The organism is Nitrospira sp. BLG_1, assembly GCF_047338595.1.
In the GTDB taxonomy this organism is placed as follows: domain Bacteria; phylum Nitrospirota; class Nitrospiria; order Nitrospirales; family Nitrospiraceae; genus Nitrospira_D.
This window is the reverse complement of the sequence record NZ_JBLFBO010000037.1, coordinates 1-26,178: the sequence shown is the minus strand read 5'-3', so window position 1 is coordinate 26,178 and position 26,178 is coordinate 1. Positions and strand designations below refer to the sequence as shown.

Below are 26,178 nucleotides of genomic sequence, written 5' to 3'. Positions count from 1 at the left end.
CGGCGCCCTGCTCTCACCCCCACCCTCCCAGGTGGGGAACTCCCGCGCAATTAGACTGGTATCCAACCCTGCTCCCAGTGATCCATTCGCCTGGGTGGCTGTTTTCGTATCGCTACGACTTGATTCGCAATATTCAACAGGGAGATCCCTTATTCGCTAAGGACTACAATAACGTCAATTCCCATACGTTCATGGGGCGGTATTATCTCCATCAATCCAGCCGCACCGATATTGCACTCCACATGGAATACAACTTTTTTCAGACCGCTAAAGTGGGAACTGGCGGCGGCGATTTACATGGCCAGACCATCTTGTCTGGGATCGATTTTGCTTTTTAGGAAGAGAAGATATGAGTACGGGTCATAACAACGTGCACCTTGCGCTTCTGCTCGAAGGTGCACCAAGAGTGGTGGGGGCCATGCGACAATTGTGCAAACAACTATCTATGCTGAGTCTGTGCCTGGTCGCGGGTGTAGGGCTTTGCCTCAGCATCGCACTCGTGGGAGCTGCCACTCCCACGGCCAGGCTCGCCTGCGAGCGGTGTGAGGAGGCGAATCGATTCGTCCGCCTCCAACAGCTGTCGGAGGAATCTTGCAGGACATCCTCTCGTCACCTGACGCATCCGCTGGAGTTACGTCCTCAGGAATGGGCGTCGGTGCTTTTAACGCTGCAGGTGCAACGCCAAGCCGAAGGCCTCCTGTTCCGTGACCCGCCGAGTCCGATGCTCCCCGCCTTCACGCCAGACGAGATCAACTACCTCAGCACAGCCTTGAGCGAAGCCTTTGCCCAAGCCCGACCCGATGAATGTGTCGTGTTTGGCATCAGTCGCCTAAACGACGTGAACATGACTGAAGTCACCACCGGCGGCTGGTTTGCGGATGGACCTTCGCTCCACCTCATCTTGGCGAACTATCGGAAGGTCGTGACCATGCCTAGCACACGCCAGTTACTCTGGGAGCGCCCGCTCCGTCCTGATGCTGGACCTCACTACAATCTGGTCGCAAGGCAACATCAGACCATCATGCGAGAAGCCGAGGCACTCACGAGTCTCTTTTCGTCCGATCTCTCCGAACTGGGCATCGACTATCGAGCGATGCTCCTCGGAGAGTTAGAAGACAGCGCAACTTCTCAGCCAACTCACCCATCCTTATCAAATGGGGCTCCTCCCCCTCTGTCGATTGAAGAGCCGCTCCGAGCACTCAAGCGATTCCTCGAACAGGGCTTAATCACAGAGGACGACTATCGTGCGAAGAAACAACAGCTCCTTGACCAGTTCTAGGACATCTCGCGAAATAGACTTCACGACAATTGAGGAGGGACCCGAGATGACACGTTGGAATGATCAGGTGACTCATTCAGCCCAGACTCCGTTGAAAGTCATGAATGGTGAACAAGTTCGGCAACCTGTTCACGAGAAGTGGATCAGCCTCTGAGCGAGGATGCGGGGAATCGACTGTATGTTGTCGGATATCGAAGCACAGATTCGGAGGCTTCGTCGGGAAAAGACATATCTGGGAGTGGTGCGAGAAGGGGTGATCGACAAGTTCTGAGAGTTATGTCGGATTGTAGATATTGCACGAGAAGCTTGAGCGCACACAAGAACTAGTGATGGCGCTCCGACATCCGTGAGACTCTTGACAACGAGCGTACCGATATCCCCGTTTCAGAGGAGGGTCATATGCTTGAGGTCTTAGAAGGATTTCCTCCGACAGTCATGGGCTTTGCCTGCAAAAACCAAGTGACCAAAGGAGATTACGAACATGTCTTTATTCCCACCGTCGCACAGGCCCTGGCAGACTACCAGAAGGTCCGCCTGTACTTTCAGATAGACCCCAACTTTTCCGGGGTGGAACCGAGAGCCTTGTGGGAGGACTTCAAGCTAGGAATGGAGTATCTCTTTCGTTGGGACCGCATAGCCGTCGTGACCGATGTAGAGTGGATTCGCCATACGTTCAAAGCCTTCAGCTGCGTGATTCCCTGCGCAGCAAAGGTGTTTCGGCTCGACGAGGTGTCTACAGCGAAAGATTGGGTGGTTGAGGGGGTCGCTGAACAAGAGTCGACCACGCTCATGAATAGCACAGAGAAATTCCTGATTGCAGTGGAGGAGTCCGCAGCATCGCTCAAGGCGGTCTCCTATGTCGGTCAGATCATTCGGGGACGTACGGATGTCTACGTGCGTCTCCTACATGTACTCCCACCCATTCCACCAGGACTTCTGGAATTCGGAGGAGCTGAACAACCTCAGCTCGAGCAGCGTCTCAGCGGCGAACTTCGTCAAGACCAAGCGCGATGGATTGAAACAGCGAAGCGCAATGCGCACGCGTCGCTCGATAAAGCGACGGCCATTCTCCTCCAGTGTGGATTGTCCTCACACAAAGTCAGCACAAGTTTTTCGTCGCCCATTCACCGCCCTGATGTCGCCCACGAGGTCCTCAAGGTGGCACAGACTTGGAAATGTGGGACGCTGGTCGTTGGCCGACACCCTCGTTCGTGGATCAGGGAACTTCGTTCCACGCATGTTGGAGAGGATCTCGTTCGGAAAGGACAAGGGTTCGCCATTTGGGTCGTCGAGTAACTTGTACCTTTCCACAGTAGAGGTCATAAGGAAGGGCTGATGGATCTCGACCACCCTATCGCACGTAAACCGTTCGCGATGGAATTCTTGGTTGTGATGGGGTTGCTTCTGCCGCTATCTCTCCTGGTCACGGGCAGTCCTCTCACGATCAGCGTTCTCATCGACTCAGACGGTGTCCAACGCGCGATGGTCGAAGTCGACAGCTTCACGTTTACCCCTCACCACCTTGTCGTCATCGCCGGGCAACCGGTCGAACTGACCTTCAAGAGCGTGACGTGGGTGGTACCACATAATGTAATCATCGACGATCCTCAATCCGGGCTGCACATCCGAGAAGAAATTCCAGCCGGAGAAAGTCTGATGATCACCTTCACCCCCACAATCTCGGGTTCCTTTGCCATTTATTGCGATAAGAAGCTCCCCTTCATGAGGAGCCATCGTGAGAAGGGCCAGGAGGGCCTACTGGAAGTTCGGTGAGGTATCGCCCGTTATGGAGTCGGCATGCAGAAGAATCGGATCGATCTCTCTTGAATCTTGATAGGGGTTCAATTCCGATCGGTGGGCGTTCATACTTAGAGCTGCAGTGGTGCTTACGCAGCCACGGGTAGCAACTGACTCCTCCTGTTCCTGAGCGCTCCCATGTCAGATCCTTCCTACAGAGCGCACCAGCCAACTCCCACAAGTAGGAGGACCCTAATCCTATCGTGATAAACGAAGTGATGTGGTGTACTGCTGTCGACAGACGATCAGCCAGGGTGACCTCTTGCACTGCCTAAGGAGTTACATCAAACCAGCCTTCATCGATAAGGGGACCGGAAACCAGGAGGAACGAGGTGAGTTGTCCGCGTTGTGGAGAAATGTCAGCAACCAAACTGGTAATGGCGGCGATGGAGCAGGACATGGAACGAGAATCCGTCCTGGGACTTGAAGAAGTTCTGGCTTGAGGCAACGGAGGGAACGAATCATGGTCGCGAGACATGGTGAGACAGAAGAAGCCATCTTGCAGATGCTTAAACGGCGAAGAGTTATGATGATGGATGACGTGCTGGCGATCGGGCACTCGGACTTCGCATGGAGCGAACTCTTTCTCGCCATCGATCGCCTGAGCAGGAAACAGCTCATCGCGCTGTATCGCACAGGAAGCACTTATCAACTGACTTTTAATAGACCGGAGCACCAGTGAATCACCGGTCTCAACCCGGCGTGACCGCACTGCAACTCGCTGCAGCGATACTCCCTTGGCTGACGAACCTGAGATGGTATCAATGAGGATGTATGGCTAATAACAAACCACGGGTACTGATTCTGGGCGGCGGCTTCGGCGGGATGTACGCCGCCCTGGAATTCGAACGCGCGCTGGAGCGAGGAGCCAACGTGGACGTCACCCTCGTCAACCACGATAACTTTTTTCTCTTTACGCCGATGCTACACGAAGTCGCCGCAAGCGACCTCGATATCACGAATATTGTCAGCCCGATCCGAAAGTTGCTGAGACGGGTGACCTTCTTTCATGGCGAGATCGAATCCATCGATCTCGTACATCGACGCGTCGGGGTGTCACATGGGCACGAGCTACATTGCCACTCGCTGCCGTATGACCACCTGGTGTTGGCCCTCGGGTCCACTACGAATTTCTTCGGGATCCCCGGTTTAGCACAGCGCGCGTTCACGATGAAATCGCTGAGTGACGCGATTGCGCTTCGCAATCATCTCATCGCGAATCTGGAAGAGGCCGACTTCGCATGTGGGGCCTCCCTCTGCACCGGCTTACTGAATTTCGTCGTGGCCGGAGGCGGCTTTGCCGGCGTCGAAACCATTGCCGCCATGAATGATTTTCTGCGGGAGGCAATCCGCTTTTTTCCCCATCTACGGGAGGACAGGCTGCGGGTCATCCTGGTCAGTGCGGGGCCCGTCATTTTACCGGAACTCGGCGAGAAGCTCGGCACCTACGCCCAACGTAAGCTTGCCGAACAAGAGGTGGAAATCCACTCAAATTGTAAAGTGACCGCCGTGAAGGACCAGGATATCACATTGAGCGATGGGTCGACGATTACTACAAATACAGTGGTATGGACGGCCGGGATCAGCCCGCACCCCCTATTAGACACCCTGCCCTGCCCCAAGGCGAGGGGTCGTGTTCTCGTCAACGAGTATTTAGAGGTTCCTGAGTGGTCTGGAGTGTGGGCCTTGGGTGATTGTGCGCTCGTGCCGAATGGCAAGACCGGAGAATACCATCCCCCTACCGCGCAACACGCACTGCGGGAAGGGCGGATCGCGGCACAGAATATTCTGGCCACCGTACGACAAGGCTGGAAGAAACCGTTTGTGTACTCCACGATCGGGCTCCTGGCTCCGATTGGAAAACGGACCGGTGTCGCCAATATTCTCGGCGTGAACTTTTCGGGATTCATTGCCTGGTGGCTGTGGAGGACGATCTACTTGTTCAAATTACCTCGATTTGAAAAAAAAGTCCTCGTGGCCTTGGATTGGACCTTAGATGTGCTCTTTTCAAAAGATCTGGTCCACTTTAGAACAACTCGCCCCCATACGCAGGCACCGCCGCACGAAGAATTGGAACACTCGAAGCGATCTGAAGAACTATCCCCGCACCGAAGATCGATGCGTCGACCCATCGATCTGTTGCACATGCGCGAAGAGCACTAAGGCCTGATGCGGGATGGCTCATACGGCCTCCGCCACAATGATGGCCAAACCCCTTCGCGTTCAGGAGATGCTAAAATAGGTACACGGTACGCTCACCCGGCACGTCAGCTTCCAAACCCGCTCAATCACATACGCAGCCAGCCATCCTACCGGTCTCTTACCTTTCCGATCCTGGCCTCTATGACGTCGGTAGTCTAAATCCTAAAACTGAACCTCGGCAATGATCTCCCGGACTTTTCAAAATGCGCCGCGGATTTTGACAGCAGGCTGTTTGCCTTGTCGTCAACGAGCATGCGATTGATATCGTCGCATTCACTGAAAGCAGTTCAGAAGGGTTGGGGCTTCTCGTATCGCTTAGATTCAAATATGGGCCAACTTATTATTCGGCTGGAATGCCTTGCTGGGCATAGGCTTTCGAGATTAGAGGGATGCGTGATAGTTTTCCACGTCGAGATCCTGCCAATACACAGGTGATGAGGCTGAAGCCATGCAATATTCAGTCACATCCTTGAACCAGAGAAACTCTTTAGACGACACGAACAGTTCCTCACCCATGACCAACAGCCAGAGCCCGTGCTTGGGGATGTTGGTCATCTCAATTTTTGGAGTGCGTCACCCTGGCGCTGGGGATTTCATCCTTGACACTTCGCGCTTCACGACCAACGCTTCCCCCTTACTCCCCGCTGCCAGCCATGTCGTCGATGAGGGGGCGGTTGATATCGGTGCAACCGCAACAGATGGTATCGAACAGCGTGTCCGCATCTGCGACAAAATTCTTTTCATCGGTGAGCTTGTCTGCAATGACCTGGGCGTAACAGATGTCGCAGAGCATCATCAAGCCACGCGACACGCCGACCGTTTTTCGTCCTGTGCTTGTAGCCATGGGGTCTATACCGATCCTTTCTGAAGAGCCATAAAGAAATCTTCGGCTTCGAGGTCAATCCCACACTGTGGGCACTCGTAGGGGCGATCTAGTTCTGGAACATTCAAGGGAGTCTGATCAATACGCCCGCGGCAGACATGATAAAACCGCCCGCGCGCATGTTCGTCGTCTAACGGATCACTTTCGTAGACCAGCACCATAAATCTCCCCACTCCCTCGTTCTTCTTCGGAAGTATAACGAGCTCGGATTTACAACCGCAACCGCCTCAGTACGATCTTGCTATAGCCGCAAGTAGGAGCCGACTCGCCATTGGTCATTTGTCATCGGTCATTCGCAGAACGGCCGGCTGTTTCCTTCTTGCTAATGACCATTGACTATTGACCCGCAAGCATCCCGTCACACTTGGAACTGGGCTTCATAAAGACCCGCATACACTCCACCCCGGCTCAGCAACTCCTCATGCCGACCATCTTCAACTAACCGGCCGTTTTCGAGTACGAGAATTCTGTCTACATCGTGTAACGTTGATAAGCGATGGGCAATGATAAAGGTGGTGCGTCCGGCAGTGAGCTCGTTCAACGCCTCCCGGATTTTGACTTCGGTCTCCGTATCAATATTGGATGTCGCCTCATCGAAGATGACGATGGGGGGATCTTTCAGCAACACCCGGGTGATCGAGACCCGCTGTTTTTGCCCCACGGAGAGTTTTACACCCCGTTCACCGATCCAAGTTTCGTAACCTTCAGGCAACCCAGCGATAAACTCATGGGCCCGGGCGGCTCGCGCCGCTGCTTCCAGCCGATCCTGATCCGCGTTTAAATCGCCGTATAAGAGATTCTCTTTGACGGTCCCATTAAAAAGAAAAGGTTCCTGTTGCACAAACCCGATCTGCTGACGAAGATAGGTAAGAGGAAGATCACGCACATCTTTCCCATCGATCAGAATCGCTCCGTCCGTGACGTCATAAAACCGCATCAACAATTTCAAAAGCGTGCTCTTCCCTGCTCCGCTCATCCCCACCAACGCCACACGTTCTCCGGCTGAAACCCTTGCTGAGAAGCCCTTGAGAACCGGCACGTCAGGTCGATAGTGGAACCGTACCTGCTCGAAATGCACCTCACCCTGCGCACGATGGGCTGGAGCAACCACTCCTGAACGATCGGCTACATCGGGCACCGTATCCAACACATCAAAGACCCGTTCACTCGCGGCCAAGGCATGCTGCAGCATATGATTGACCGAGTGGATCTGGTTAATGGGCACATAGAACATCGCTAAGTACGAAAGAAACAACACCAACTCACCCAGTGTGAGCCGCCCGTCCATCACCTCGCCTGCGCCGTACCAGAGGATCAACACAGTCCCGAAGGCCCCGACGAGAATCATCCCCGGGGAGTACATCGACCATAAGACCATCGCCTTAAGATTCTTGTCACTGTAGGCCTGGCTCAACCGGTCGAATCGTGCTTGCTCGTGCCCCTGGCGACCAAATCCCATTGTTTCTCTGATACCGGACAGAGCATCTTGCAAATAGCCGTTCAGCTCCGCGGCACTCTGGCGAGTCTCCCGATAGTAGCCGTGTACCTTGGATGTGAACCAACTGGCCGATAGGGCGAGCAGCGGGATCGGCAGCAGCGCAAGCACCGCCAACTTCCAATTCAGCATGAACAAGAGCCCTGTGATGCCGACCAGAGTCAACGATGCCGTCATCATCCCCTCTAGTCCATCGATAAAAATCCGCTCGACATGTTCGGTGTCGTTGGTCACGCGGGACATAATCTCTCCCGTCGAGCGATTCTCGAAATAGGTGATCGATAGGCGTTGCAACGCGGCGAAGATGTGCCGGCGAAGATCGTGCACCACCGTCTGCTCGAGTTGGTTATTGAGCCGGATGCGCAACGAAGCAAAGAGGTTCTTGAGCACATAGGCACCGACCAGAAGCCCGATCACCCCCGGCAGTAGCGAGGCCTGCTTGGCTTGAATCACATCGTCGATGATGATCTTGATGACCCAGGGCGGCACCAGCTCCATCGCCGTCGCACAGGCGGCGCAGAGCAAGGTCAGAACGGCCAGCGTACGATGGGGTCTCAGATACTGCAGGACACGAAGAAGGGCTTTCACAAGCGGTTCGGCAAGGCAGGCATCAAATGACGTTACTCGATTCTTTTTGCCAATATTGTGAGAATTCTTCCAGCTGGGTCAGGGTAGACATATCCGTCATACGATCAAGAAACACTTTGCCGATCAGGTGATCAAGCTCGTGTTGAATACAGACCGCATATAATTCAGTCGCTTCAAAATCCAAGGCCTTGCCCTTCCGGTCCAATCCCTTGACCCGCACGAGTGACGGTCTGGTGACTTTCCCCCTCAAGCCGTCGACACTCAGACAGCCTTCCCAATTCTCCACCTGTTCCGGTCCATAATAGACGATCGACGGATTGATGAGCACCGTTTCGGGAAAGCCTCCTTCCCCTTTGCAGCCCATGACGACCAATTGAATCGAGCGTGAGACTTGAGGCGCCGCCAGCCCGATACCTGGTTCGTCATACATCACTTCGAACATGTCGTCGATCAACCGCTGGATCTCCGACGATTTGATCTCTCGTGGATCAACCGGCGCCGCAACTTTCCGGAGGATCGGATTCCCCAACTTGGCGATTTTGAGCATGGTTCCTGTCTTCACTGTCATACCCTCTACAGTATTCGTAACATAGCCGTCTTCGAGCCCGCAACCTCCTCAGCGTCTCGTCACAGGCTCCGCTTGGGTCGGCGAGGTTCTGGAATCTCAAAGGTCTCCTTATTGATGTCCCACCACTCGACCCATTCACTCGACCAGGCCGCGCGATCCTGCTTCGTCGAGGTATCCCAATCGTGAAATTCAGTTTCATGGCGGGTCAGAATCCAGAGCGATTGCAGCGCCGACAGCGCCACGAACCGTTCCTCATCGCTGACCATGGGAATCAGGATCGGAATGACGGCCTTCTGGCGGATATACCGCGACTCAAACGCAGCGGCCTTTCTCACGGATGGATTGGGATCTTTGGCCATAACCTCGACAGCCTCGGAGGCTTTCGCCGCATCCAGACGAACCGCCACTCGTAACGCATGTTCCCGCACTCGCGACAGTTCGCTCGGCTCCTTCGCGGTCTCGACGAGCGCCGGCACGCCTGCCACCCCCTTCATCATCAGCAGCGTTTCAATCGCATTGTACCGGATTCTGGGACTGGACATGGTCAAGGCCTTGATCAACACTGGAACCGACGATTCACCCAAATGTACGAATTCCCCCATGGCCCAAAACTCTTGTTTCCCTTCCAGCAACGGCAACAACGCCTCGGCTCGCTTGAGCTCTTCCGGGCCAAGTGGAGCCCTATTGGGAGGAATTGACACATCCGGCACATCTGGACTGACCGGTGGAGCATCATACGGCACCTGAACGGCCCAGACTCGACTCTCCTCCGCCCAAGCGCACAGAGAGCCTGCCCCACCCATCACACTCAACAATCCGATTACTCCCAGTCGGAAGACATACGTTCGTTTCACGATGATGACATTCCCCTTTCGTCTACCCAAGACATCCAATTATTCCTGCTTATCCAGATTATCACGACGGTGGATGATTTCGTAGAGGACCGGCAAAACGACAAGGATCAAAAAGGCCGCAGTCAACATGCCTCCCACGACGACACGTGCCAGCGGCTTTTGCGCCTGAGAGCCGATACCGGTCGCAAGCGACGCCGGCAGCAGGCCGATCGCCGCTCCCATGGTTGCCATTAAGATCGGGCGCATTTGAACATCGGCACCACGCATCACAGCCTGCCGGAGACCAAGCCCAGCCAATCGGAACTCTTCGATACGCGAGATCAGCAACACACCCCCCAGAATCGCCACCCCCAAAGTCGAAATCATGCCCACGGCAGCCGAGATGCTGAAATGAGTCTGCGTAATCACGAGCGACAACACACCGCCGACCAAGGCAAAGGGCACAGCGGCTAGGACGAGCAACGCGTTCTTCAAAGAATCGAACGTGGCATAGAGCAATAAGAGAATAACGGCCAAGCTCACAGGCACGATCTTCGCCAGCCGCTTCTGTTCCTCCTTGAGCTGATCATATTGCCCGGCCCACTCCATGCGATATCCCTCCGGCAACGTGACCTGTTGCGATAACTTCACTTGCGCTTCCTCAACCGTACCTTGAAGATCGCGATCACGCACACTGAACTTGATCGGGATATACCGCTCGTTGTTCTCACGATAAATAATGAAGGCACCGGTCTGCATCGTAATGGCTGCGAGCTGCTTGAGCGGAATGCGGGCTCCATCCGGCGTGTTCACGGAGATATTACCGATGGATTCCACATCCTGCCGATACTCCGGCAGAAACCGAACAACCAAGTCGAAGCGTTTCTCGCCTTCATAGACCTGCGTCACCGCTAGGCCTCCGATCGCGGCTTGAACCACCGCATTCACGTCGGACACTCGCAAGCCATACCGGGCGCTGGCTTCGCGATCGACCTGGATCAAAAGATTTGGCTGCCCGATCAATCGAAAAATCCCCAGATCTTTCACCCCAGGAACGGTACGCATGACCGATTCAATCTCGACCGCCTTCGTTTCCATGAGTTTGAGATCCGCGCCAAACAATTTGATCGAATTCTCCCCCTTCACCCCTGACATCGCTTCCTCAACATTATCTTCAATGACCTGGGAGAAATTAAAAATGACGCCTGGAATCGTCTTCAACCGGGATTCGATTTCTTCGATTAGGCACTCTTTCGTCAATCCTCGGCGCCATGCAGATGCCGGCTTCAAGTTGGCCAAGAATTCGGCATTAAAAAAACTGGTGGGGTCCGTCCCGTCATCCGGCCTCCCGAGTTGGGACACCACCGTCTCGACTTCCGGGGATGCTTTGAACATCCGACGAATGTCGTTCGCCAATCGATCCGCTTGATCAAATGAGATATCGACCGGCATCGTGGCTCGCACCCATAAATTGCCTTCTTCCAGTGCAGGCATGAACTCACCACCCAATAATTGCAGCGCCAGAACGGCGAGCACCACCAACCCCGTCGAAGACCCGACTACCAGGAGTCGTCGATCCATGGCCCATTCCATCAGTCCCAGATAGGTGCGCCGCACAACCCGGATGATCGCCGTATCACTGTCCTTGATCGGAGCCTGCAAGAGAAACGAACAAAGCACAGGAGCGAGGGTAAACGCCATTAACAGGGCTCCCACCAGCGCAAACCCATAGGTGATCGACATGGGAGCGAAGATCTTGCCAGGAACGCCGGTCATCGTGAACAGCGGTACAAAGGCCACGACGATGATCGCCGTCGAAAAGAAGATCGGCCTCCCGACTCGGCGGGCGGCCCGAATAATGTGCTGGTGGATCGTCACCTGTGGTGTCTTACTGTTCGCCAACTGAAAGAAGATACTCTCGACCATGACCAACGCCGCATCCACGATAATCCCGAAGTCAATCGCACCCAAGGATATCAAGTTGGCCGACTGACCAACGGAAACCATCATCGTAAACGTGAAGAGCAACGAAAGGGGAATGGTCAGCGCGACGATGAGCGCGGCACGGAGATGTCCGAGAAACACGAACAGGATGACAAAGACGAGTACCATTCCGCTGAGCAAGATATCGATGACCGTCTCGACCGTCGTGTGGATCAATGTCGTCCGGTCATAGAACGTGTTGATGGAAATTCCGGATGGCAGTTTTCCTTCGTTCAGCTCCTTTACTTTCACCCGTACCCGCTCGAGCACCGGTAACGCTTGCGCCCCACGCTGGAGCAGCACCACCCCCTCCACCACATCGTCCCGATCATCAATCCCAACCTTACCGAGACGCACGCGATGGCCCACGGTAACCTTTCCGAGCGTCTTGATGAAAATAGGGGTCCCTTCTTTTTCCGCCACCATCACATTCTCGATATCATCCAGATCGTTGATCAGCCCCAGCCCACGAATGTTGTAGCTCTGTGCCCCAATCGTTAAGTAATTACCCCCCACATTCGCATTGCTGTTCGACAAGGCCGTCATCACTTGCGAGAGATTCACGCCATAGCTGATCAGTTTTCCCGGATCGATATCGACGTGATATTCTTTCGTGGTCCCTCCTAAGGTCGTCACATCGACCACTCCCGGTATCCGCTTGAAGGCCCGTCGGACTTTCCAGTCTTGGATCGTTTTCAAATGAGTCAGACTTTCGTTCGGACCACTCAGTTCATACCGATAGATTTCGGCGATGGCCCACCAGGGGGAAAGGACGGGCTGGACGCCTTGCGGCAATTGAACTGCGTTGAGGCGATTCAAGACTTCTTGGCGATCCCGAAAGAGATCGCTGTCGAAGTCGAAATAGACCTTGATGTCACTGAGGCCGAAGATCGAAAGTGAACGGATATCCGTAAGGCGAGGAGTCCCACTCAACGCCACCTCGATCGGAACCGTAATCTGTCGTTCGATTTCCTCAGCTGAATAGCCGGGCAGCTGGGTAATCAGCTCCACCATCGGAGGAGCGGGATCTGGATAGGCTACAATGTCGAGCAGATGAAAAGCATAGAGACCGCCGAAGAGGGACAGAAGCCCGAGGGCACAGACGAGGAATCGTTGAACGAGCGACATTTCAACGATTTTCGTGATCATCGGCCCTCTTCGAGAAAACGGGGCGACCGGCAGTAGGGTCGGCACAAGGGAACAATCATGGTCCCTGCACCGCCTGCCCCTTAATCAGCACAGCCCCCTTCGTCACAATGCGCTCTCCCTGTTTGAGCCCTTCGACGACCCTCGTCTGATCAGGCGAAATCGCGGCAATCTTGACTTCTCGTTTGCGATAACTGCGATCGCCCTCGACCACATACACAAACTGTTTGCCGTCGACTTCCAGCACCGCTTCGCGCGGCACCGTCAAAAATTGACGCGTATCCCCAACATCCAGTTGCAACCGTGCGAACATTTCCGGTTTCAGTTTGTGCGCCTGATTGTCGACACGTGCCCGCACCTTGATGGTTCTCGTAGCCGGATCGACGACATCGCCCACAGATGTCACTTGGGCAGGAAATTCCACACCAGGATAGGCTTCAACCAATACCACCGCGGACTGCCCTTCTCGCACCAGTGCCAAATCATGCTCATAGACGTCAGCCACAACCTGCAAGACATCCAAGTCAGCCACGGTAAACAGCACGTGGTCAGGATCGCCGGTCACGGACTGGCCCGGGGTCACGGTCCGCTCAACCACGATCCCGCTCAGTGGGCTCTTCATCTCGAATCGCGATGTGATCTGTTGTTGATCCAGCGGTTTGTCCAGCTCTTTGGGGGCGATCCGAAACGACAGCAATCGCTCCTTGGCCAGACGAAACTCGGCGCGGGCTTTCACCAACTCATTTTCGGCCTGCTTGAGGTCTTTCAGCGCCAATGCCTTATTCTCGTACAGATCCTTGGCCAATTCATGAGCTCTCGTCGCATATTGTAAATCGGAGTCTTCCCTGACATATTTCGAATAGGCCTGCGCGATCTCGGGACTATCCACGACCAGCAACACATCCCCCGCCTTCACCCGACCGCCCAGTCGAGCCCTCACCTCAACAACTCGTCCCTGTAACGGGGAAGAGACTCGTGAATACTTGTCCTCGCCATAGGCAATCTTCCCCGACAAGGTTAATCCTTGGTGGGACGAATTGAACTCGACGAGGGCCGTTTCCACACGCGATGCCGATTCGACGGGACGCGCTGTTCCGTTCTTGTCGGACCCATGCGCGGCGGTCGGTGATTGAGGAGGCTGATCCTGCTGCCGGCAGGCCGAAAGCGAGAGGATGATGGCACTGGTGACCATCACACACACAGGCCAGAGAGAATAGCGGCAGGAATACAACAGACCGTCGTTCATTGTTGCATCTCAATCCGTACTGTGTGCCGAATCGACGGCATCATGACGTGATGTCCGCCCCAACAGCGCTTTCCAGTTGAATCAGGTTCCGCTGATAATTGAACAAGGCCTCGATATAGTTCTGTTGGATCGTCCGCGAAGTCCTGGCTGCGTCAAGGAGATCGATCAACGTCGCCCCGCCCCGATCATAGGCTCGCTCCGCGATCGTAAAGGTCAACCGCGCGTCATCAAGCACCCCACCTAGAAAGGCCTCGACCAACCGACGGCTTTCGAGCAAGTTGCGATACGCGACCTCCACCTGATTTTCAACCTGATTGAGTGTCTTGCTCAGCTCGGCACCCGCCGTCTGTATCGAGGCCTCTGCCTGCATGATCTTCCCCTGATTGCGATTGAACAACGGCAGCGGCACGCCAAGGCTGAACGCCATTTGGTTTGAGTTATCCGGTCCATGGGAGCCCTGGACGGCATACCCCGCTCCAACGGTGACATCGGGAATCCTGTAGGCCTTGGCCAGCCTCAACTCGGCCTCGCGTTGTGACAGCGTCGACCGTTTCGCACGGACATCAGGACGATGGTCTGACGCAAGCATACGCAACTTGACGATGTCCGGATCCACTCGTTGATATTCCAACTCCGTCGTCAGCTCCACCGGAATAGCCGGAGAAAGCCGCAAGAGTTGGCGGAGATCGGATCGAGCCGATTCCGACTCTTGAATCGCTTGAATGACTTGCGTTTGGAAATCGATCAACTGCAGGCGAATCCGGATCAAGTCGACTTCGGCAATATAGCCCTTCTTGAATCGAATCGTATTGACTTCCAGAATACGCGAAAAACGGTCCCGGTTTTCCTCCGCCAACACCAGTCGTCGACGGGCCAGTTGCGTACGGTAGTAGGCATCCTTCACGGCGAACCGCAGCTGACGAACAGCATCTTCAAAACCGGCCTCCGCTGAGTGGAGTCCGAATTCGGCACTCTCGATCCGATAGCCCCGTTTGCCGGCCAATTCGAACAGCTGTTGAATCTGCGACGTGAGTTGTCCGCTATTCCCCAATGTGCGGCCCTGAACCGGTGAGCTCACCCCCCCCAGGGACGCCACGGGATTGGGAAATAATCGGGCGGTCAACTGCTCGCCCTTGCTGGATTCAATTCCGTATTTGGCGATCAACAGATCAAGGTTCTGCTGCACAAACAGGCCGATCGCCTCCTCCAGACTCAATCGCACTGTCGACGCCGTAGGAGACGCAACGCTCCTCGCTGGCTCTGTCGTGGCCGCCGCACTGTCAGAGACACCGGCAATGACACCGATAGTCCAGCATACACAGCACAGGATGGGTGTAAGAGAACTCATCTGAAAATTGGGGGAAGAGGCATCCCTCCCTCGAATCGTTTACCGATCGTGACCGAGATGTTCATCGATGTGCCAAACTCGTACCGATGGTGGGACTTGTGCTGCTGACGAGCTGTGGACCAGAACGGACGAGAGCCACTTAACCTGACCCCTAAGTCAGGTCGGCGATCTGCAGCGACCTCATGAACCGAGTTCTCGAAGATGTTTCCGCACCCGAACCTTCTCGTGATGTTTACGAAGCAACTGCTGGCGAACCACATCCTGGTTCTCAGCCACGATCCGAACCAGTCGATCCATATCTTCCGCATGATCACGCACCAGTTCAGACAACTTCTGGATCTGCTCTTCCAACTTTTCCAGCCGCAAGGCCATGTTCCGTAGTGGGTCTGAGGTTCTCTCCACCAGCTTCGTGACCGATCTAGACTCGACTCGTGGCAGAGCCGCGATGACAACATCTCGCTTCATGCTCACTCCTTCTGTTCATGGCCGATCAAGCCGAGCGGCTCAAGGCGACGTTCTGGTGGCTAGTATTATCCGCATGGCACGGGAAGTCAACGATTCCGCTTTCTTTCTATTTCAAGACGGTCCTGATACAATCAAAAAGATGAAGAATATCTTCACGATGGTCCTGGCCGGAGGAAAAGGTGAGCGGCTCAATCCCCTCACCGCACAACGGGCCAAACCTGCCGTTCCCTTCGGCGGAAAATATCGCATCATCGATTTTACGCTCAGCAACTGTTTGAACTCGGGGCTCCGTAAAGTCGCCGTCCTTATCCAATATAAATCCCATTCACTCGATCGACATATTCGAGCCGGCTGGAACATTCTCAGCGCCGACCTTGACGAATACATCGCCTCGGTTCCTCCTCAGCAACGCATCAGCGAAGATTGGTATCGCGGCACGGCCGACGCGGTCTATCAGAACATGTTCTTGATCGATGATGAACACCCCGAGTTCCTGCTGATTCTCGCGGGCGACCACATCTACAAGATGAACTACGCGGAGATGTATCACTGGCTCATCGCGACGAGCGCAGATGCGGTCGTGGGAGCCATCGACATCCCGATCCAAGAAGCTTCTCGCTTCGGTGTGATTGCCGTGAACGAAGACTACCGGATTACCCGATTCGATGAAAAACCGGCGAATCCCATTCCGCTCCCCAACGATCCGGACCACGCCTTTGCCTCGATGGGGATCTATCTCTTCCGCACCAAGGTGATCCGCGAATACCTCCTCGCTGATGCCAAAGAAGGCAGCGCGCACGACTTCGGGAAAAATATCATCCCGAAGATGATCGCCGATAAACGGGTCTATGCCTTCAAATTTCAAGACGCGAACAAGAAAGCGGTCAAGTATTGGCGTGATATCGGAACGCTCGATGCCTACTGGGAAGCCAATATGGACCTGGTCTCCGTGGATCCGCAGTTCAATTTCTACGACGCGGAGTGGCCGATCCGAACCTATCAGGGGCAGTTTCCACCGGCCAAGTTCGTCTTCGCCCAGGATTTCCAGGGAGGTCGCATGGGTGTCGCGCTAGACTCAATCGTGTGCGGCGGCTGCATCATCTCGGGTGGACGGGTCCAGAATTCCGTCCTCTCTCCGAACGTGCACGTGCACGACCATGCTGATATCCGTGAGTCCGTCGTGATGGAAAATGTCACGATCGGAGCACAGAGCCGGATCAGACGCGCCATCATCGACAAGGATGTGACGATCCCTCCTCAGACAGAGATCGGGTATAACCGAGAGGCCGACGCACAGCGATTTACCGTCACGGAATCGGGCCTCGTGGTCATCTCAAAAGGAATGAAGCTGCATGCCTCCGTCGATCCATCCGGTTGACCTCATTTCCGCGCTCCGTCAGAAACATCTCACTCCCGCGATCGTCTTTCTCACTTCACGGCGAGCCTGTGATGAAGCCATGGAAGCCTTCGACCATGCCAACTTCGTACTGCCGCCCGTACGGCAAGATGCGATTGCGAAAGCACTCGAGCAGGTCATGGTTCAACACCCCAGTATTGCCGAACACCCGCTGATTCCCATCGTGCAACGCATCGGCGTGGCTGCCCATCATGCCGGGCACCTGCCGACGTGGAAAATCGCCATCGAAGAATTAATGCGCCAAGGACATCTTGATGCGGTCTTTGCCACTACGACATTGGCGGCCGGCGTCGACTTTCCAGCACGCACGGTCGTGATCACACAATCCAGCATCCGCAAATCCCGCGACTTCACCGACTTGACGGCCGGCGAAGTCCAGCAGATTGCTGGGCGAGCCGGACGGCGCGGAAAGGACCATGTCGGATTTGCCGTAATTACCCCTTCGCCCTATATCGACCTGTCGGTGCTGACCAAGGGGTTGACCGGACAGCCGGAAGCCATCGACAGCCAGTTTACGATCAGCTATCCGATGGTCCTGAATCTCTTGAAAGCCCATCCCCACGAACACATCCAAGGGATCCTGGCCAAGAGTTTTGCTCAGTTTCAGTTGAATCAGCGAGCCGAGGTTCTCGAGCAGAAGCTCGACGCCCTCCACGTGAAGATGGAACCGTTTGGCCCTCGCGTCTGTACGGACTGGATCACCCAATGGCACACCTTCGACCATGCGCGAAGACACCGCCATACGCGCCATCCGACCTATCGCGCTGAACCACCGGAAATTGCAGCGCGCCTGCCGTTTCTGACACCAGGGCGGGTCGTCGGGTTCAGCAGAGGACGGGGCATCGTGCTTCGCCAATATCGGAGCAAAGGCCAGAGGAATTCGATGCTCACCGTGTTGAGACCGGACAGCACCGTCACGGAATGTCCGGTCACCAGCGTGAAGGAAGTCTACGACCGCACCTACGACTGTCCCGAAACATCGGCCTATCCCTGGTGCTCCACCGACACGTTCGATCGGCTCAGCCACCAGCTTGACGAATTGCCGCTCCGGTTACCCCTCCTCCCAATTCTAATGTCCACCGATGGCGAGCCGCTCCCCGATGCCGTCGTTCAATCACTCGAAGACTTTTCTTGTCCGACCTGTCCCTCGCGATCCGCCTGCCAAAAAGACTTTCTCACTGCGTCACGCATCCGGCAGGAACAACAGCGGCATACCAAATCCATTCAGGCTCTGCGCACCAGTCTCTGGCATCGGTTCCAAGAGCGCGTCGAGGTCTTGCAGAAATTCGGCTATCTCACCCTGACGACACAGCTGACGACGGAGGGAGAATGGGCACGACTGATCCGAATCGACCATTCGCTGCTCATTACCGAACTGATTCGTGCTGAGGCCTTCACCGGCGCAGATCCGTCCCTCCTTGCCGGTATTCTGGCCAGTCTGGCCCACGATGATGATCGCCCCGGCGCCTTTCCTCGTATCAGTCCTGGACTGAGTTCCTTGCTCGGGCAAGTTCGCAAACTCGCGGAGAGCTTATCGCCCTACGAAGATCCTCCGCTCCTCCGCGCGGATGTGGCAGCCCTCGTGGAGCGCTGGGTCGCCGACCCGACCCTCACCTGGATCGGACTCTGTCGGCTGACCACCATGGCTGAAGGCGACATCTATCGACTCTTGGCCAGGACCTTGGAGTATCTCTCGCAGGTGCAAACCCTCAAGACCACACACCCTGGTCTCGCCGAATCCGCATCCCAAGCGATCACGGCGATCCGACGTGGTGTGCTGGAGGAATTGCCATGACCGCGTCTCGCATCATTCCTGAATCGTCGTTCGTTCTTTCGATCTTGAGTTCCACGTTTCACGTCCAAAGTCTCAAGATGTATGACATTCAAAAACCTCAAACTAAGAATATGAAACTTAAAACTCTCGACCGATACGTTTCACGCTTCACGAGCAAGACATGACCACCGACGAACTTGAACAGCTCTTGGCTCAACAACCTGTGGCGGTGCTGCATCGCCTGGCCCGTGGCCGGGTCCAGCGCCACTTTCGTGCCGGGAAACGGCGCCTGATTGATCTGCTGCTCCAACATTCGAGCCAAAATCGGGCCGGCTTTGAATCCGATCTACTGACGCTGATTGGAGAACGTCAATCCAGTCCAACCTCTGGATCGTCAAGAAGGCCTGGGGCTCAACCCGTCGTTCATAAGCACGTTGCAACCAGGTCTTCGGACACGGAGCCATCGGATCCTCCCGTCTCGCTCACAGAGTGGCTGCATGGACTCGGCGTGCCGGCTCCCCAACCATTCATCCAGGATCCCTGGCAGGTTGAAGCCTTGGCCGCCGTGAGTGAGACCGATGTCGTGATCAGTGTCCCGACCGGAAGTGGAAAGACCTATGTCGCTATTGAAGCGGCACGCCGGGCCATGGAGGACAATCGCAGTGTCATTTACACCTCGCCGCTCAAGGCCCTGTCGAACACCAAGTATGCGGAGTTTTCGAAGATCTTCGGACCGGACAAGGTCGGCATTCTCACCGGTGATCGCCAGGAAAACGGGCAAGCCCCGCTACTCGTCATGACCACGGAGATCCTCCGCAATCTGCTCTATGATGCGGCGAGCGGCGAGATCGATGTCAGATTGGACACACTCGGTTTGGTGATCCTGGACGAATCGCAGTACCTGGCTGATCCAGAACGCGGTGTCGTGTGGGAAGAAACGATTATCTTCTGCCCCTCTCAGGCGAGACTCTTGTTGCTCTCGGCCTCCATCGGGAATCCACAAGACATTGCCGATTGGCTGACGTCGATCCGAGCAACCCCCTGTCGACTGGTGCGACACAGCAAGCGCACCGTGCCCCTGAGAGCCGGGTATTTACATCCCAATGGGAGACTGACCCCCCTGTTTCGCACGCTGAGTATTCCACAAGGGCATCCCGGACATCTCCATCCAGAAGCCAAACACCTCTTCATAGAATACGAAGAAGAGACCTTGCCGTCCGGACGTCCAAGACGGTAGTTCTTCCCGGAAGCCCCGCACTTAGCACAACGTCAGGGCATTCCACTGGGACATCCCGGCCACTTCCATCTTGAGGGTAAACATCTCTCCATTGAATGCGATGAAGAGACCTTGCCGTCCGGACGTCCAAGACGGTCGTTCTTCTGCCATCCGAACAGTTTAAAAGGAGCCTGTCAGTCCGACCATCATACCGTGACGGATGGTTTGGAATCCAGTGAGCGGAACAGTTTCAGATCCGCTCCCGAGAGGATGACTCTCCCATTCACCGGCATAGGTGCGGTTCCACATGACGCGATAGCCTCCGGTCAAGGCTAGATGTCGTGTCACGAGGAATTTGAGGCCGACACTTGAATTGGCGCTCACCCCGACTCCCCACATGGAAAAACTCGGGTCTTGCTGAAGATCGGAGCGCAGATGATGCACATCCTCGTTATACAGGATGCTGACCGGGCTCACCGCTGCGGTGAGGTTGAGGCTGACACGCGGAATGAGGCGGTATTCACTGTGGAACCCAACATGAATCGGCGTAAACCAGTGCGTCGTATTGCTGATGGCCAACACACCCGGAAGAGTGAAGTTCGGTGTGCATGATAGACCGGGAATTCCCGAGGAGTTACAGACGACTTGTCGCACGCCGATCGCCTCGTATTTCGTTCTCCAGTATTGCAGTCCTCCGAACACTTCGAGATAGCCCCGCGATTCTGCAAACTCGACGGCGCGAACGCCGAGATTGAGCGTCACATATTGGGTGCCTGACCCCGAGAGATCGCTGTGTGTTCGTGAGAAGAGGTGCTGGCCACCCACGGCCGTATGGTCATCGTCGACAAGAAGGCCACGATCAAAGGAGACGGAGAATCCCCCCTCGGCTTGGAGAAACCCACGAAGGCCGAAATTCAACCGTCCTCCGAGTTCGATAATATGGGTATCGTTGTCCTTGTACATGAGCTTGGACGTCGGATCGCCTAATCGCGGGTCAAGACCGGAAGCATCATGACTCCATGTGGTAGTGCCGGCTGTGAACATCCATGACCTGACCGAGAGTTCTACTCGTGGCCTGGCTTGCGGTTCGGCGTCCTGTCCCCAGCTCGGTGCGGCCGACACCATTAGAACCAACAGCGCCAGTGCCGTGCATGCTCGATCCTGCCTCTTCCTCATCGCCTGACACCTCCTCACTGGATAATCACCGTATCGACGCATCGGACGGTCGTATCCGGCATGACCCGTCGACAGGCCTCTCAAATACGTTCTTCCTGAAGGTTCTGCCGAAGCAATGCCGAGAACCAGATCAACCAGGTACCGATGGCTGCGACCAGTACCATCGTCACTCCGAGATAGGCCCAGACTCTTTCCAAAGAAGTCTGTGGAGTCGTGACTGGTGCAGGAGGTCCGTCCTCTTCTGTCACGATTCAAAACGGCAGGCATGGTTAATCTCTCACCTTTATTATGCTGGAATAAATTGCGATCGCAATCAGATAAATCATACGGAAGACGTGGCTGTACGGATAGGGTTTTCTCAACTCATGCACACTCTCGGTGCCTGGGGCCACCTCGATAGACATAGTTAGGATGAATGAAAATCACGTACATATTTGATGCCTGCGATACGAATCAGTACCATCGCTGAGCCTACCGTACCAATAAAGCTTTCAGAACTCCTTGAAATTAAAGAATGCTAAGCGGCTGCCGGTCAGGCACCGCATTTGCGTTTCCCGTTCCAGTCACACACACGCCATGTGCACCACGGTATTGAGGCGTGCGACACGATCAAACGAAAACCTACCAATGAGGCACTGTTCATGGAACACACTCACCGACCCACAGGATGGTTCTGGCTGGTACTTGCCGTCACGGTCTTCATCGGCCTCGGGCAGGCTGCTGAAGGCCTGGCCTTCACTGTGAGCCCGACAGCATTGACGTTTAACGCTGTTCGAGATGGAACAAATCCTCCCGACCAGACGTTATCCGTCTCCCGAAGTCGTACAAGCCAGGCAACGCTCACGACTTCAGACAACGCTTCTTGGTTGACCGTTTCGCCGTCCACCACCTCCATGACGACCAAGGCAACGCTCACGGTGGCAGTCAATATAAGTGGGCTCGCTGCTGGCACCTACAATGCCACCATCACGATCAAGGTGGGAAAAGCAACGAAGACAGTCCCTGTGACCATGACCCTGTCCTCCCCACCATCAGCCACGACTGCCACGCTCGCATGGACCGCAGTCACTGACCCATCCCTGAGTGGCTATAATGTGAAGGTAGGAACGGCCTCAGGGGTCTATAGCAGGACGATCACTGTAGGTAACGTCACATCGTATACCGTTGACAGTTTGACGAATGGGACAACCTACTATTTCTCCGTGACCGCCTATAACAGTGCGGGTGAGAGCCCACCATCAAATGAGGTTAGCAAGAGTATCTATTGATGGCGAGACGATCTTTAAGGCTGAGCACGAACTGCTTCTTTGCTGAATTAGGATGCGTGTTGTGGAACCAATCGACGACACCATCTTATTAATCATGGGTCAGGCGATGAAAGGTTTCCTGTTCGGTGTTGTGAAAAGCGCCTGTGTTCCTCCAAACATCTATTGCTGTTCACGTATCATCTTGTAAAGCGTGGCTCAGAGCAGCTAACGAGCTGCATGAGAGCGTTCTTGTTCGTTCTTGATCTTTTCTGCAGGCGAAACCCTCCACACCATACACCCTCCGGTCCGGACTACGTACTCTAAATACTTAAAAAGTTAAGCGTATCGATCATATTTCTTTCGGCACTATTCTTGCTCAACCTCTCTCTGATTATTGAAAATCACCAGTTAACCGTGATCGCCTCTCTCGGCGATCACCAACATGTAAAAACTTGATCTCATCACCGCTATCCGTCAAATCACCTAGAGGAGTATATGTATGTTGCCGTTTGAACATGTGGTCGGTTTCGCATTTCGCCAATCCAGCCTCTCAATGATCTCTCCGGCACTGTTGATTCTGCCACTCCTCTGGGTAGCCGGCTGCACAGGTGAAGGAGCAGGAGGACCGATAAGTTCCAGCATTTCTACCCCAACGGATGCTTCAACAGAGTTGGGACCCGATCAGGCGTCTGATTCCGAGGAGGCAGACCATGACCATGATGGTGGAGGCGAAGACCCGATCATTACGATGACTTCAACAACAACCGGAGTGACCGCACATTTATCCTGGACTCGCCCCTCTGACATCGATGTAACCGGTTACGCCATTTATTATGGAAAACACTCAGAGGAAACAGCGAGCTCAGATGAGTCACCTTCTGAGGATGCAGATGCTGCACAGGTAGAGACAGAGGAGCCAAATTCATGTTCGCGCGGGGCAAACCAAACTGTCGAGAGTCCATCCGCCACAATCACCGGTCTCGAACCCAACACTTCATATTTCTTTGCGATCCGTGCGTTTAACGAGAGCGTGTCTGAGAGTCTCTGTTCGAATGAAATCATGGTGATAACTCCTCCGGCTCAATCCTAATCGGCAGAATTGGGTGGTGGTCCGTGGAACACACGCACCACAGACTCTCTCATATTCAGTAAGCCAAGGTTGCATGGCCTCCATGCAACGGCAACTGACAAAGTGGAGCCTTCACACAGAGGAAAGGTCAAGACACAAATGAGGTACTACATGGCAAACACCCCACACATCGCTCAAGCTCGCCGTCACACTTGCTGTTTAGCCCTGTCTCGGTTCTTGCAGATTGGGACGATCACGTTCATCTGCCTGGGGCTCGCTTCTGAAGGCTTGGCGACTCACCTTGTGAGCGTTACTCCAACCTCGCTGACCTACTATGCGGTGCAGGGTGCCTCTAACCCACCGAGCCAGATGATAACCGTCTCCAGACCTTACTCTAGCAGCGCTACGCTCACGGCCTCAGACAATAGGTCCTGGCTGACAGTGTCTCCTACAAGCACCTCCATGACGAGCAGTAAGAAACTCACGGTCGCTGTCAACACGAGTGGGAGAGGAGCGGGGACATACACTGCCACCGTCACCATCAAAGTAGGAACCTGGTACACTAAAACAGTCCCGGTGACATTGATTATCTCGCCCGCACCCTCACAACCGCCATCCACCACATCCAGCGCAACTCTTATGTGGAATGCGGTCACCGGTGCAACGATCACTGGCTATAAAGTGTACGTCGGGGAGGCTCCCGGTCAGTACTCACGAACCATTACTGTGGGCACTGTCACATCAACTACCGTGAATAGTCTGACAGTTGGGAAGACCTATTACTTCGTTGTCTCTGCCTATAACAGTGCAGGTGAGAGTGCCCCATCCAACATAGTGAGTAAAACGATCCAATGATCATATATACGACAGAAGGTGTTCTGTCGCGTGATCTCCTTTTATGGGAGAGGGAGAAAAAGAAAAGGGCCACCCCCCGTACAGGGAGTGGCCCATCAACTCCATCCTCTTTATAAATAAAGGCCGGTTAGTCAATCCTCTTCCAGATATAGAGCCAAGCTATCTCAGCATCTAAGTGGGTGAAGAACTAGGGTGGACACCTTCTACGATCAAAATAGTTCAGACTACTGTTCAGCGAATATAAGGCCTTCTTCACCTCACGGTGTAATCGGCGTGGTCCGATCCGTTTGAATCTCCGTCAATGTCAGGGCCCGGCTGTAGATCCGCACTTCATCCAGAAGCCCGCTGAAGGCATTCCTCTCCCCAGGCGTCCCATACAGATGGTTCCCAAAAACCGCCTGATGGGTCGCATTATCGGCCTCGAGCGCCTTCGTGGCCGTGGTCCGTAACGTCCCATCTACATAGAAGCTCAGCGTGTTCGTCGTATCCACAAACGTCACCGCCACATGGTGCCAGTTGGTGTCCGCCACCGTGACCGAGACTGTATCCCCCGTCGCAAACGATCCGAAAACTAACTGGTTGCTCTGGTTGAAGTAGAGCTCTTTGCACCCCGTCACCCACGTGGTCGCCGTGCAGCGGCTGAACAGATGCCGTTGCTGTCCCCCCAGCGCATTGCGTTTGACCCATAATTCAATCGTGAAATCAGCCGTCCCGAAGTTGTACGTACTGGGATTGGCCAGCGTCACCGTATCGTCGGTGCCATCAAATGACACCGCTTGGCCGTAGGTCGCCTGGCTGGCCACCCAAAGCGGTCCGTTGAGCAAGGTGCCCGTATGCCCTCCCCCTGACGCGTCCGCCACCGTGGTCCCCGTCCCTTCGTTCATCCCCAAGGCCGTCACTAGCCCCGCTCCCCCGCCCCCACCGCTACCCCCCGTGGTGGCAGAAATGGTGGTAACACTGCTGCGATTGAAGGCCCCGTCCACGGCACGCACCTGATAGAGATAGGTCGTATTGGCCGTCAATCCCGTATCGTTGTAACCGGTAGTCCCCACCGTCGCAATCAGCAGAAAATTGGTGCAGCCTGTCCCCTGGCAGCGCAACACCTCATAGCCGGACAAGCCGCTTCCCCCACTGTCCGTGGAGGGGGACCAGGTCAGATTTATCTGAGTGCTCCCGGCTGCAGTCGCCGTCAGGCTAGTTGGCGCCGACGGCGCCGTCGTATCCGCATTGGTTGTGGCCGTTGCCACGTTGGAGTAATTCACACTCACGTTGCCGGCAGCATCGGCCGCCTTCACCCGATAGCTGTAGGCCGTCGAGGCCACCAGACCTGTATCGTTGTAGGTGGTCCCGGCAGGAGTTGCAATTTGTGCAAAGGTCGTGCAGCCAACGTTTTGGCAGCGCTCCACGCGATAGCCAGTCACGGCAAGATTGTCAGTCGCTGCAATCCAGTTGAGATTGATCTGGGTGCCACTGGTGGCTGAGGCGTTTAGACCTGTCACATCACTTGGTGAAGTAGTATCGGTCGAACCGGAGGAGATCGGCGTGGTCCGATCCGTTTGAATCTCCGTCAATGTCAGGGCCCGGCTGTAGA

24 protein-coding genes are annotated in these 26,178 nt (G+C 55.0%); 12 read left to right on the top strand and 12 right to left on the bottom strand.

From position 1 onward, the window contains the following. The 6 genes from ACMTNU_RS16895 to ACMTNU_RS16870 form a co-directional block, all read left to right on the top strand. The coding region (locus ACMTNU_RS16895) for a hypothetical protein (RefSeq protein WP_413936475.1) at nt 1-338 on the top strand (338 nt) is incomplete at its 5' end. A gap of 11 nt (nt 339-349) precedes the next feature. Further along, nucleotides 350-1,279, top strand: a complete 930-nt coding sequence (locus ACMTNU_RS16890) for an SHOCT domain-containing protein (RefSeq protein WP_413936474.1) — start codon at nt 350-352, stop codon at nt 1,277-1,279. A 399-nt stretch (nt 1,280-1,678) separates the two neighbouring features. Then, nucleotides 1,679-2,575, top strand: coding sequence for an STAS/SEC14 domain-containing protein (locus ACMTNU_RS16885; RefSeq protein ID WP_413936473.1), 897 nt, complete (start codon nt 1,679-1,681; stop codon nt 2,573-2,575). A 39-nt stretch (nt 2,576-2,614) separates the two neighbouring features. Continuing rightward, entirely contained in the window at nt 2,615-3,052 is a 438-nt protein-coding gene (locus ACMTNU_RS16880; RefSeq protein WP_413936472.1) for a cupredoxin domain-containing protein, read from the top strand. Between the two features lie 487 nt (nt 3,053-3,539). Further along, a complete protein-coding gene (locus tag ACMTNU_RS16875; RefSeq protein ID WP_413936471.1) occupies nt 3,540-3,758 on the top strand; it encodes a hypothetical protein in 219 nt (72 codons plus the stop codon). A 92-nt stretch (nt 3,759-3,850) separates the two neighbouring features. Then, a complete protein-coding gene (locus ACMTNU_RS16870) occupies nt 3,851-5,239 on the top strand; it encodes an NAD(P)/FAD-dependent oxidoreductase (protein ID WP_413936470.1) in 1,389 nt (462 codons plus the stop codon). Between the two features lie 420 nt (nt 5,240-5,659). Here the strand turns inward: ACMTNU_RS16870 and ACMTNU_RS16865 are convergent, their stop codons facing one another. From ACMTNU_RS16865 to ACMTNU_RS16820, 10 genes are all read right to left on the bottom strand, one after another. Then, nucleotides 5,660-5,833, bottom strand: a complete 174-nt coding sequence (locus ACMTNU_RS16865; protein WP_413936469.1) for a hypothetical protein — start codon at nt 5,831-5,833, stop codon at nt 5,660-5,662. 79 nt (nt 5,834-5,912) lie between these two features. Beyond that, nucleotides 5,913-6,122, bottom strand: a complete 210-nt coding sequence (locus ACMTNU_RS16860; RefSeq protein WP_090750909.1) for a hypothetical protein — start codon at nt 6,120-6,122, stop codon at nt 5,913-5,915. Nucleotides 6,123-6,127: 5 nt separating this feature from the next. After that, nucleotides 6,128-6,322, bottom strand: coding sequence for a hypothetical protein (locus tag ACMTNU_RS16855; RefSeq protein ID WP_413936468.1), 195 nt, complete (start codon nt 6,320-6,322; stop codon nt 6,128-6,130). Nucleotides 6,323-6,519: 197 nt separating this feature from the next. Then, nucleotides 6,520-8,244: an ABC transporter ATP-binding protein gene (locus ACMTNU_RS16850; RefSeq protein WP_413936467.1), complete on the bottom strand. Its 1,725-nt coding sequence runs from the start codon at nt 8,242-8,244 to the stop codon at nt 6,520-6,522. Nucleotides 8,245-8,266: 22 nt separating this feature from the next. After that, entirely contained in the window at nt 8,267-8,812 is a 546-nt protein-coding gene (gene def / locus ACMTNU_RS16845; RefSeq protein WP_413936466.1) for a peptide deformylase, read from the bottom strand. A 59-nt stretch (nt 8,813-8,871) separates the two neighbouring features. Further along, nucleotides 8,872-9,666, bottom strand: a complete 795-nt coding sequence (locus ACMTNU_RS16840) for a HEAT repeat domain-containing protein (RefSeq protein WP_413936465.1) — start codon at nt 9,664-9,666, stop codon at nt 8,872-8,874. A 39-nt stretch (nt 9,667-9,705) separates the two neighbouring features. Then, nucleotides 9,706-12,777 (bottom strand): efflux RND transporter permease subunit, encoded by a 3,072-nt coding sequence (locus ACMTNU_RS16835; protein WP_413936464.1) that lies wholly within the window; start codon nt 12,775-12,777, stop codon nt 9,706-9,708. Between the two features lie 55 nt (nt 12,778-12,832). Then, a complete protein-coding gene (locus tag ACMTNU_RS16830; protein ID WP_413936463.1) occupies nt 12,833-14,020 on the bottom strand; it encodes an efflux RND transporter periplasmic adaptor subunit in 1,188 nt (395 codons plus the stop codon). 40 nt (nt 14,021-14,060) lie between these two features. Beyond that, nucleotides 14,061-15,242 carry a TolC family protein gene (locus tag ACMTNU_RS16825; RefSeq protein ID WP_413936462.1) on the bottom strand — a complete coding sequence of 394 codons (1,182 nt, stop codon included), beginning with the start codon at nt 15,240-15,242 and terminating at the stop codon, nt 14,061-14,063. A 306-nt stretch (nt 15,243-15,548) separates the two neighbouring features. Next, nucleotides 15,549-15,833: a hypothetical protein gene (locus ACMTNU_RS16820; protein WP_413936461.1), complete on the bottom strand. Its 285-nt coding sequence runs from the start codon at nt 15,831-15,833 to the stop codon at nt 15,549-15,551. Nucleotides 15,834-15,888: 55 nt separating this feature from the next. On the opposite strand from ACMTNU_RS16820, the gene glgC reads away from it, so the two are divergent. From glgC to ACMTNU_RS16805, 3 genes are all read left to right on the top strand, one after another. Further along, complete coding sequence (gene glgC / locus ACMTNU_RS16815) at nt 15,889-17,211, top strand: glucose-1-phosphate adenylyltransferase (protein ID WP_413936460.1); 1,323 nt, start codon at nt 15,889-15,891, stop codon at nt 17,209-17,211. Then, nucleotides 17,186-19,045 (top strand): helicase-related protein, encoded by a 1,860-nt coding sequence (locus tag ACMTNU_RS16810; RefSeq protein WP_413936459.1) that lies wholly within the window; start codon nt 17,186-17,188, stop codon nt 19,043-19,045. Before glgC ends, ACMTNU_RS16810 begins: the two co-directional genes overlap by 26 nt. A gap of 160 nt (nt 19,046-19,205) precedes the next feature. Then, nucleotides 19,206-20,261 carry a DEAD/DEAH box helicase gene (locus ACMTNU_RS16805; RefSeq protein WP_413936458.1) on the top strand — a complete coding sequence of 352 codons (1,056 nt, stop codon included), beginning with the start codon at nt 19,206-19,208 and terminating at the stop codon, nt 20,259-20,261. A gap of 159 nt (nt 20,262-20,420) precedes the next feature. Here the strand turns inward: ACMTNU_RS16805 and ACMTNU_RS16800 are convergent, their stop codons facing one another. Beyond that, on the bottom strand, nt 20,421-21,416 hold the full coding sequence (locus ACMTNU_RS16800) for a hypothetical protein (RefSeq protein WP_413936457.1): 996 nt from the start codon (nt 21,414-21,416) through the stop codon (nt 20,421-20,423). Nucleotides 21,417-22,057: 641 nt separating this feature from the next. Between ACMTNU_RS16800 and ACMTNU_RS16795 the strand changes: the two genes are divergently transcribed. The 3 genes from ACMTNU_RS16795 (at nt 22,058) to ACMTNU_RS16785 (ending at nt 24,587) form a co-directional block, all read left to right on the top strand. Continuing rightward, nucleotides 22,058-22,684 (top strand): fibronectin type III domain-containing protein, encoded by a 627-nt coding sequence (locus ACMTNU_RS16795; protein ID WP_413936456.1) that lies wholly within the window; start codon nt 22,058-22,060, stop codon nt 22,682-22,684. A gap of 478 nt (nt 22,685-23,162) precedes the next feature. Then, a complete protein-coding gene (locus ACMTNU_RS16790) occupies nt 23,163-23,753 on the top strand; it encodes a fibronectin type III domain-containing protein (RefSeq protein ID WP_413936455.1) in 591 nt (196 codons plus the stop codon). A gap of 138 nt (nt 23,754-23,891) precedes the next feature. Then, nucleotides 23,892-24,587: a fibronectin type III domain-containing protein gene (locus ACMTNU_RS16785; protein ID WP_413936454.1), complete on the top strand. Its 696-nt coding sequence runs from the start codon at nt 23,892-23,894 to the stop codon at nt 24,585-24,587. A gap of 257 nt (nt 24,588-24,844) precedes the next feature. Here ACMTNU_RS16785 and ACMTNU_RS16780 read toward each other — a convergent pair. Continuing rightward, nucleotides 24,845-26,178: fibronectin type III domain-containing protein (locus tag ACMTNU_RS16780; protein WP_413936453.1), on the bottom strand; the 1,334-nt coding region annotated here is incomplete at its 5' end.

Excerpts from the sequence above, each read along its gene's own strand:
- ACMTNU_RS16865 (WP_413936469.1), bottom strand. The coding sequence starts at position 5,833 with ATGACCAACATCCCCAAGCACGGGCTCTGGCTGTTGGTCATGGGTGAG.
- ACMTNU_RS16835 (WP_413936464.1), bottom strand. The coding sequence starts at position 12,777 with ATGATCACGAAAATCGTTGAAATGTCGCTCGTTCAACGATTCCTCGTC.
- ACMTNU_RS16810 (WP_413936459.1), top strand. The coding sequence starts at position 17,186 with ATGCCTCCGTCGATCCATCCGGTTGACCTCATTTCCGCGCTCCGTCAG.
- ACMTNU_RS16855 (WP_413936468.1), bottom strand. The coding sequence starts at position 6,322 with ATGGTGCTGGTCTACGAAAGTGATCCGTTAGACGACGAACATGCGCGC.
- ACMTNU_RS16885 (WP_413936473.1), top strand. The coding sequence starts at position 1,679 with ATGCTTGAGGTCTTAGAAGGATTTCCTCCGACAGTCATGGGCTTTGCC.
- ACMTNU_RS16875 (WP_413936471.1), top strand. The coding sequence starts at position 3,540 with ATGGTCGCGAGACATGGTGAGACAGAAGAAGCCATCTTGCAGATGCTT.
- ACMTNU_RS16785 (WP_413936454.1), top strand. The coding sequence starts at position 23,892 with ATGAGGTACTACATGGCAAACACCCCACACATCGCTCAAGCTCGCCGT.
- ACMTNU_RS16790 (WP_413936455.1), top strand. The coding sequence starts at position 23,163 with ATGTTGCCGTTTGAACATGTGGTCGGTTTCGCATTTCGCCAATCCAGC.
- ACMTNU_RS16890 (WP_413936474.1), top strand. The coding sequence starts at position 350 with ATGAGTACGGGTCATAACAACGTGCACCTTGCGCTTCTGCTCGAAGGT.
- ACMTNU_RS16805 (WP_413936458.1), top strand. The coding sequence starts at position 19,206 with ATGACCACCGACGAACTTGAACAGCTCTTGGCTCAACAACCTGTGGCG.
- ACMTNU_RS16870 (WP_413936470.1), top strand. The coding sequence starts at position 3,851 with ATGGCTAATAACAAACCACGGGTACTGATTCTGGGCGGCGGCTTCGGC.
- ACMTNU_RS16860 (WP_090750909.1), bottom strand. The coding sequence starts at position 6,122 with ATGGCTACAAGCACAGGACGAAAAACGGTCGGCGTGTCGCGTGGCTTG.
- ACMTNU_RS16880 (WP_413936472.1), top strand. The coding sequence starts at position 2,615 with ATGGATCTCGACCACCCTATCGCACGTAAACCGTTCGCGATGGAATTC.
- ACMTNU_RS16820 (WP_413936461.1), bottom strand. The coding sequence starts at position 15,833 with ATGAAGCGAGATGTTGTCATCGCGGCTCTGCCACGAGTCGAGTCTAGA.
- ACMTNU_RS16795 (WP_413936456.1), top strand. The coding sequence starts at position 22,058 with ATGGAACACACTCACCGACCCACAGGATGGTTCTGGCTGGTACTTGCC.
- ACMTNU_RS16800 (WP_413936457.1), bottom strand. The coding sequence starts at position 21,416 with ATGAGGAAGAGGCAGGATCGAGCATGCACGGCACTGGCGCTGTTGGTT.
- ACMTNU_RS16830 (WP_413936463.1), bottom strand. The coding sequence starts at position 14,020 with ATGAACGACGGTCTGTTGTATTCCTGCCGCTATTCTCTCTGGCCTGTG.
- def (WP_413936466.1), bottom strand. The coding sequence starts at position 8,812 with ATGACAGTGAAGACAGGAACCATGCTCAAAATCGCCAAGTTGGGGAAT.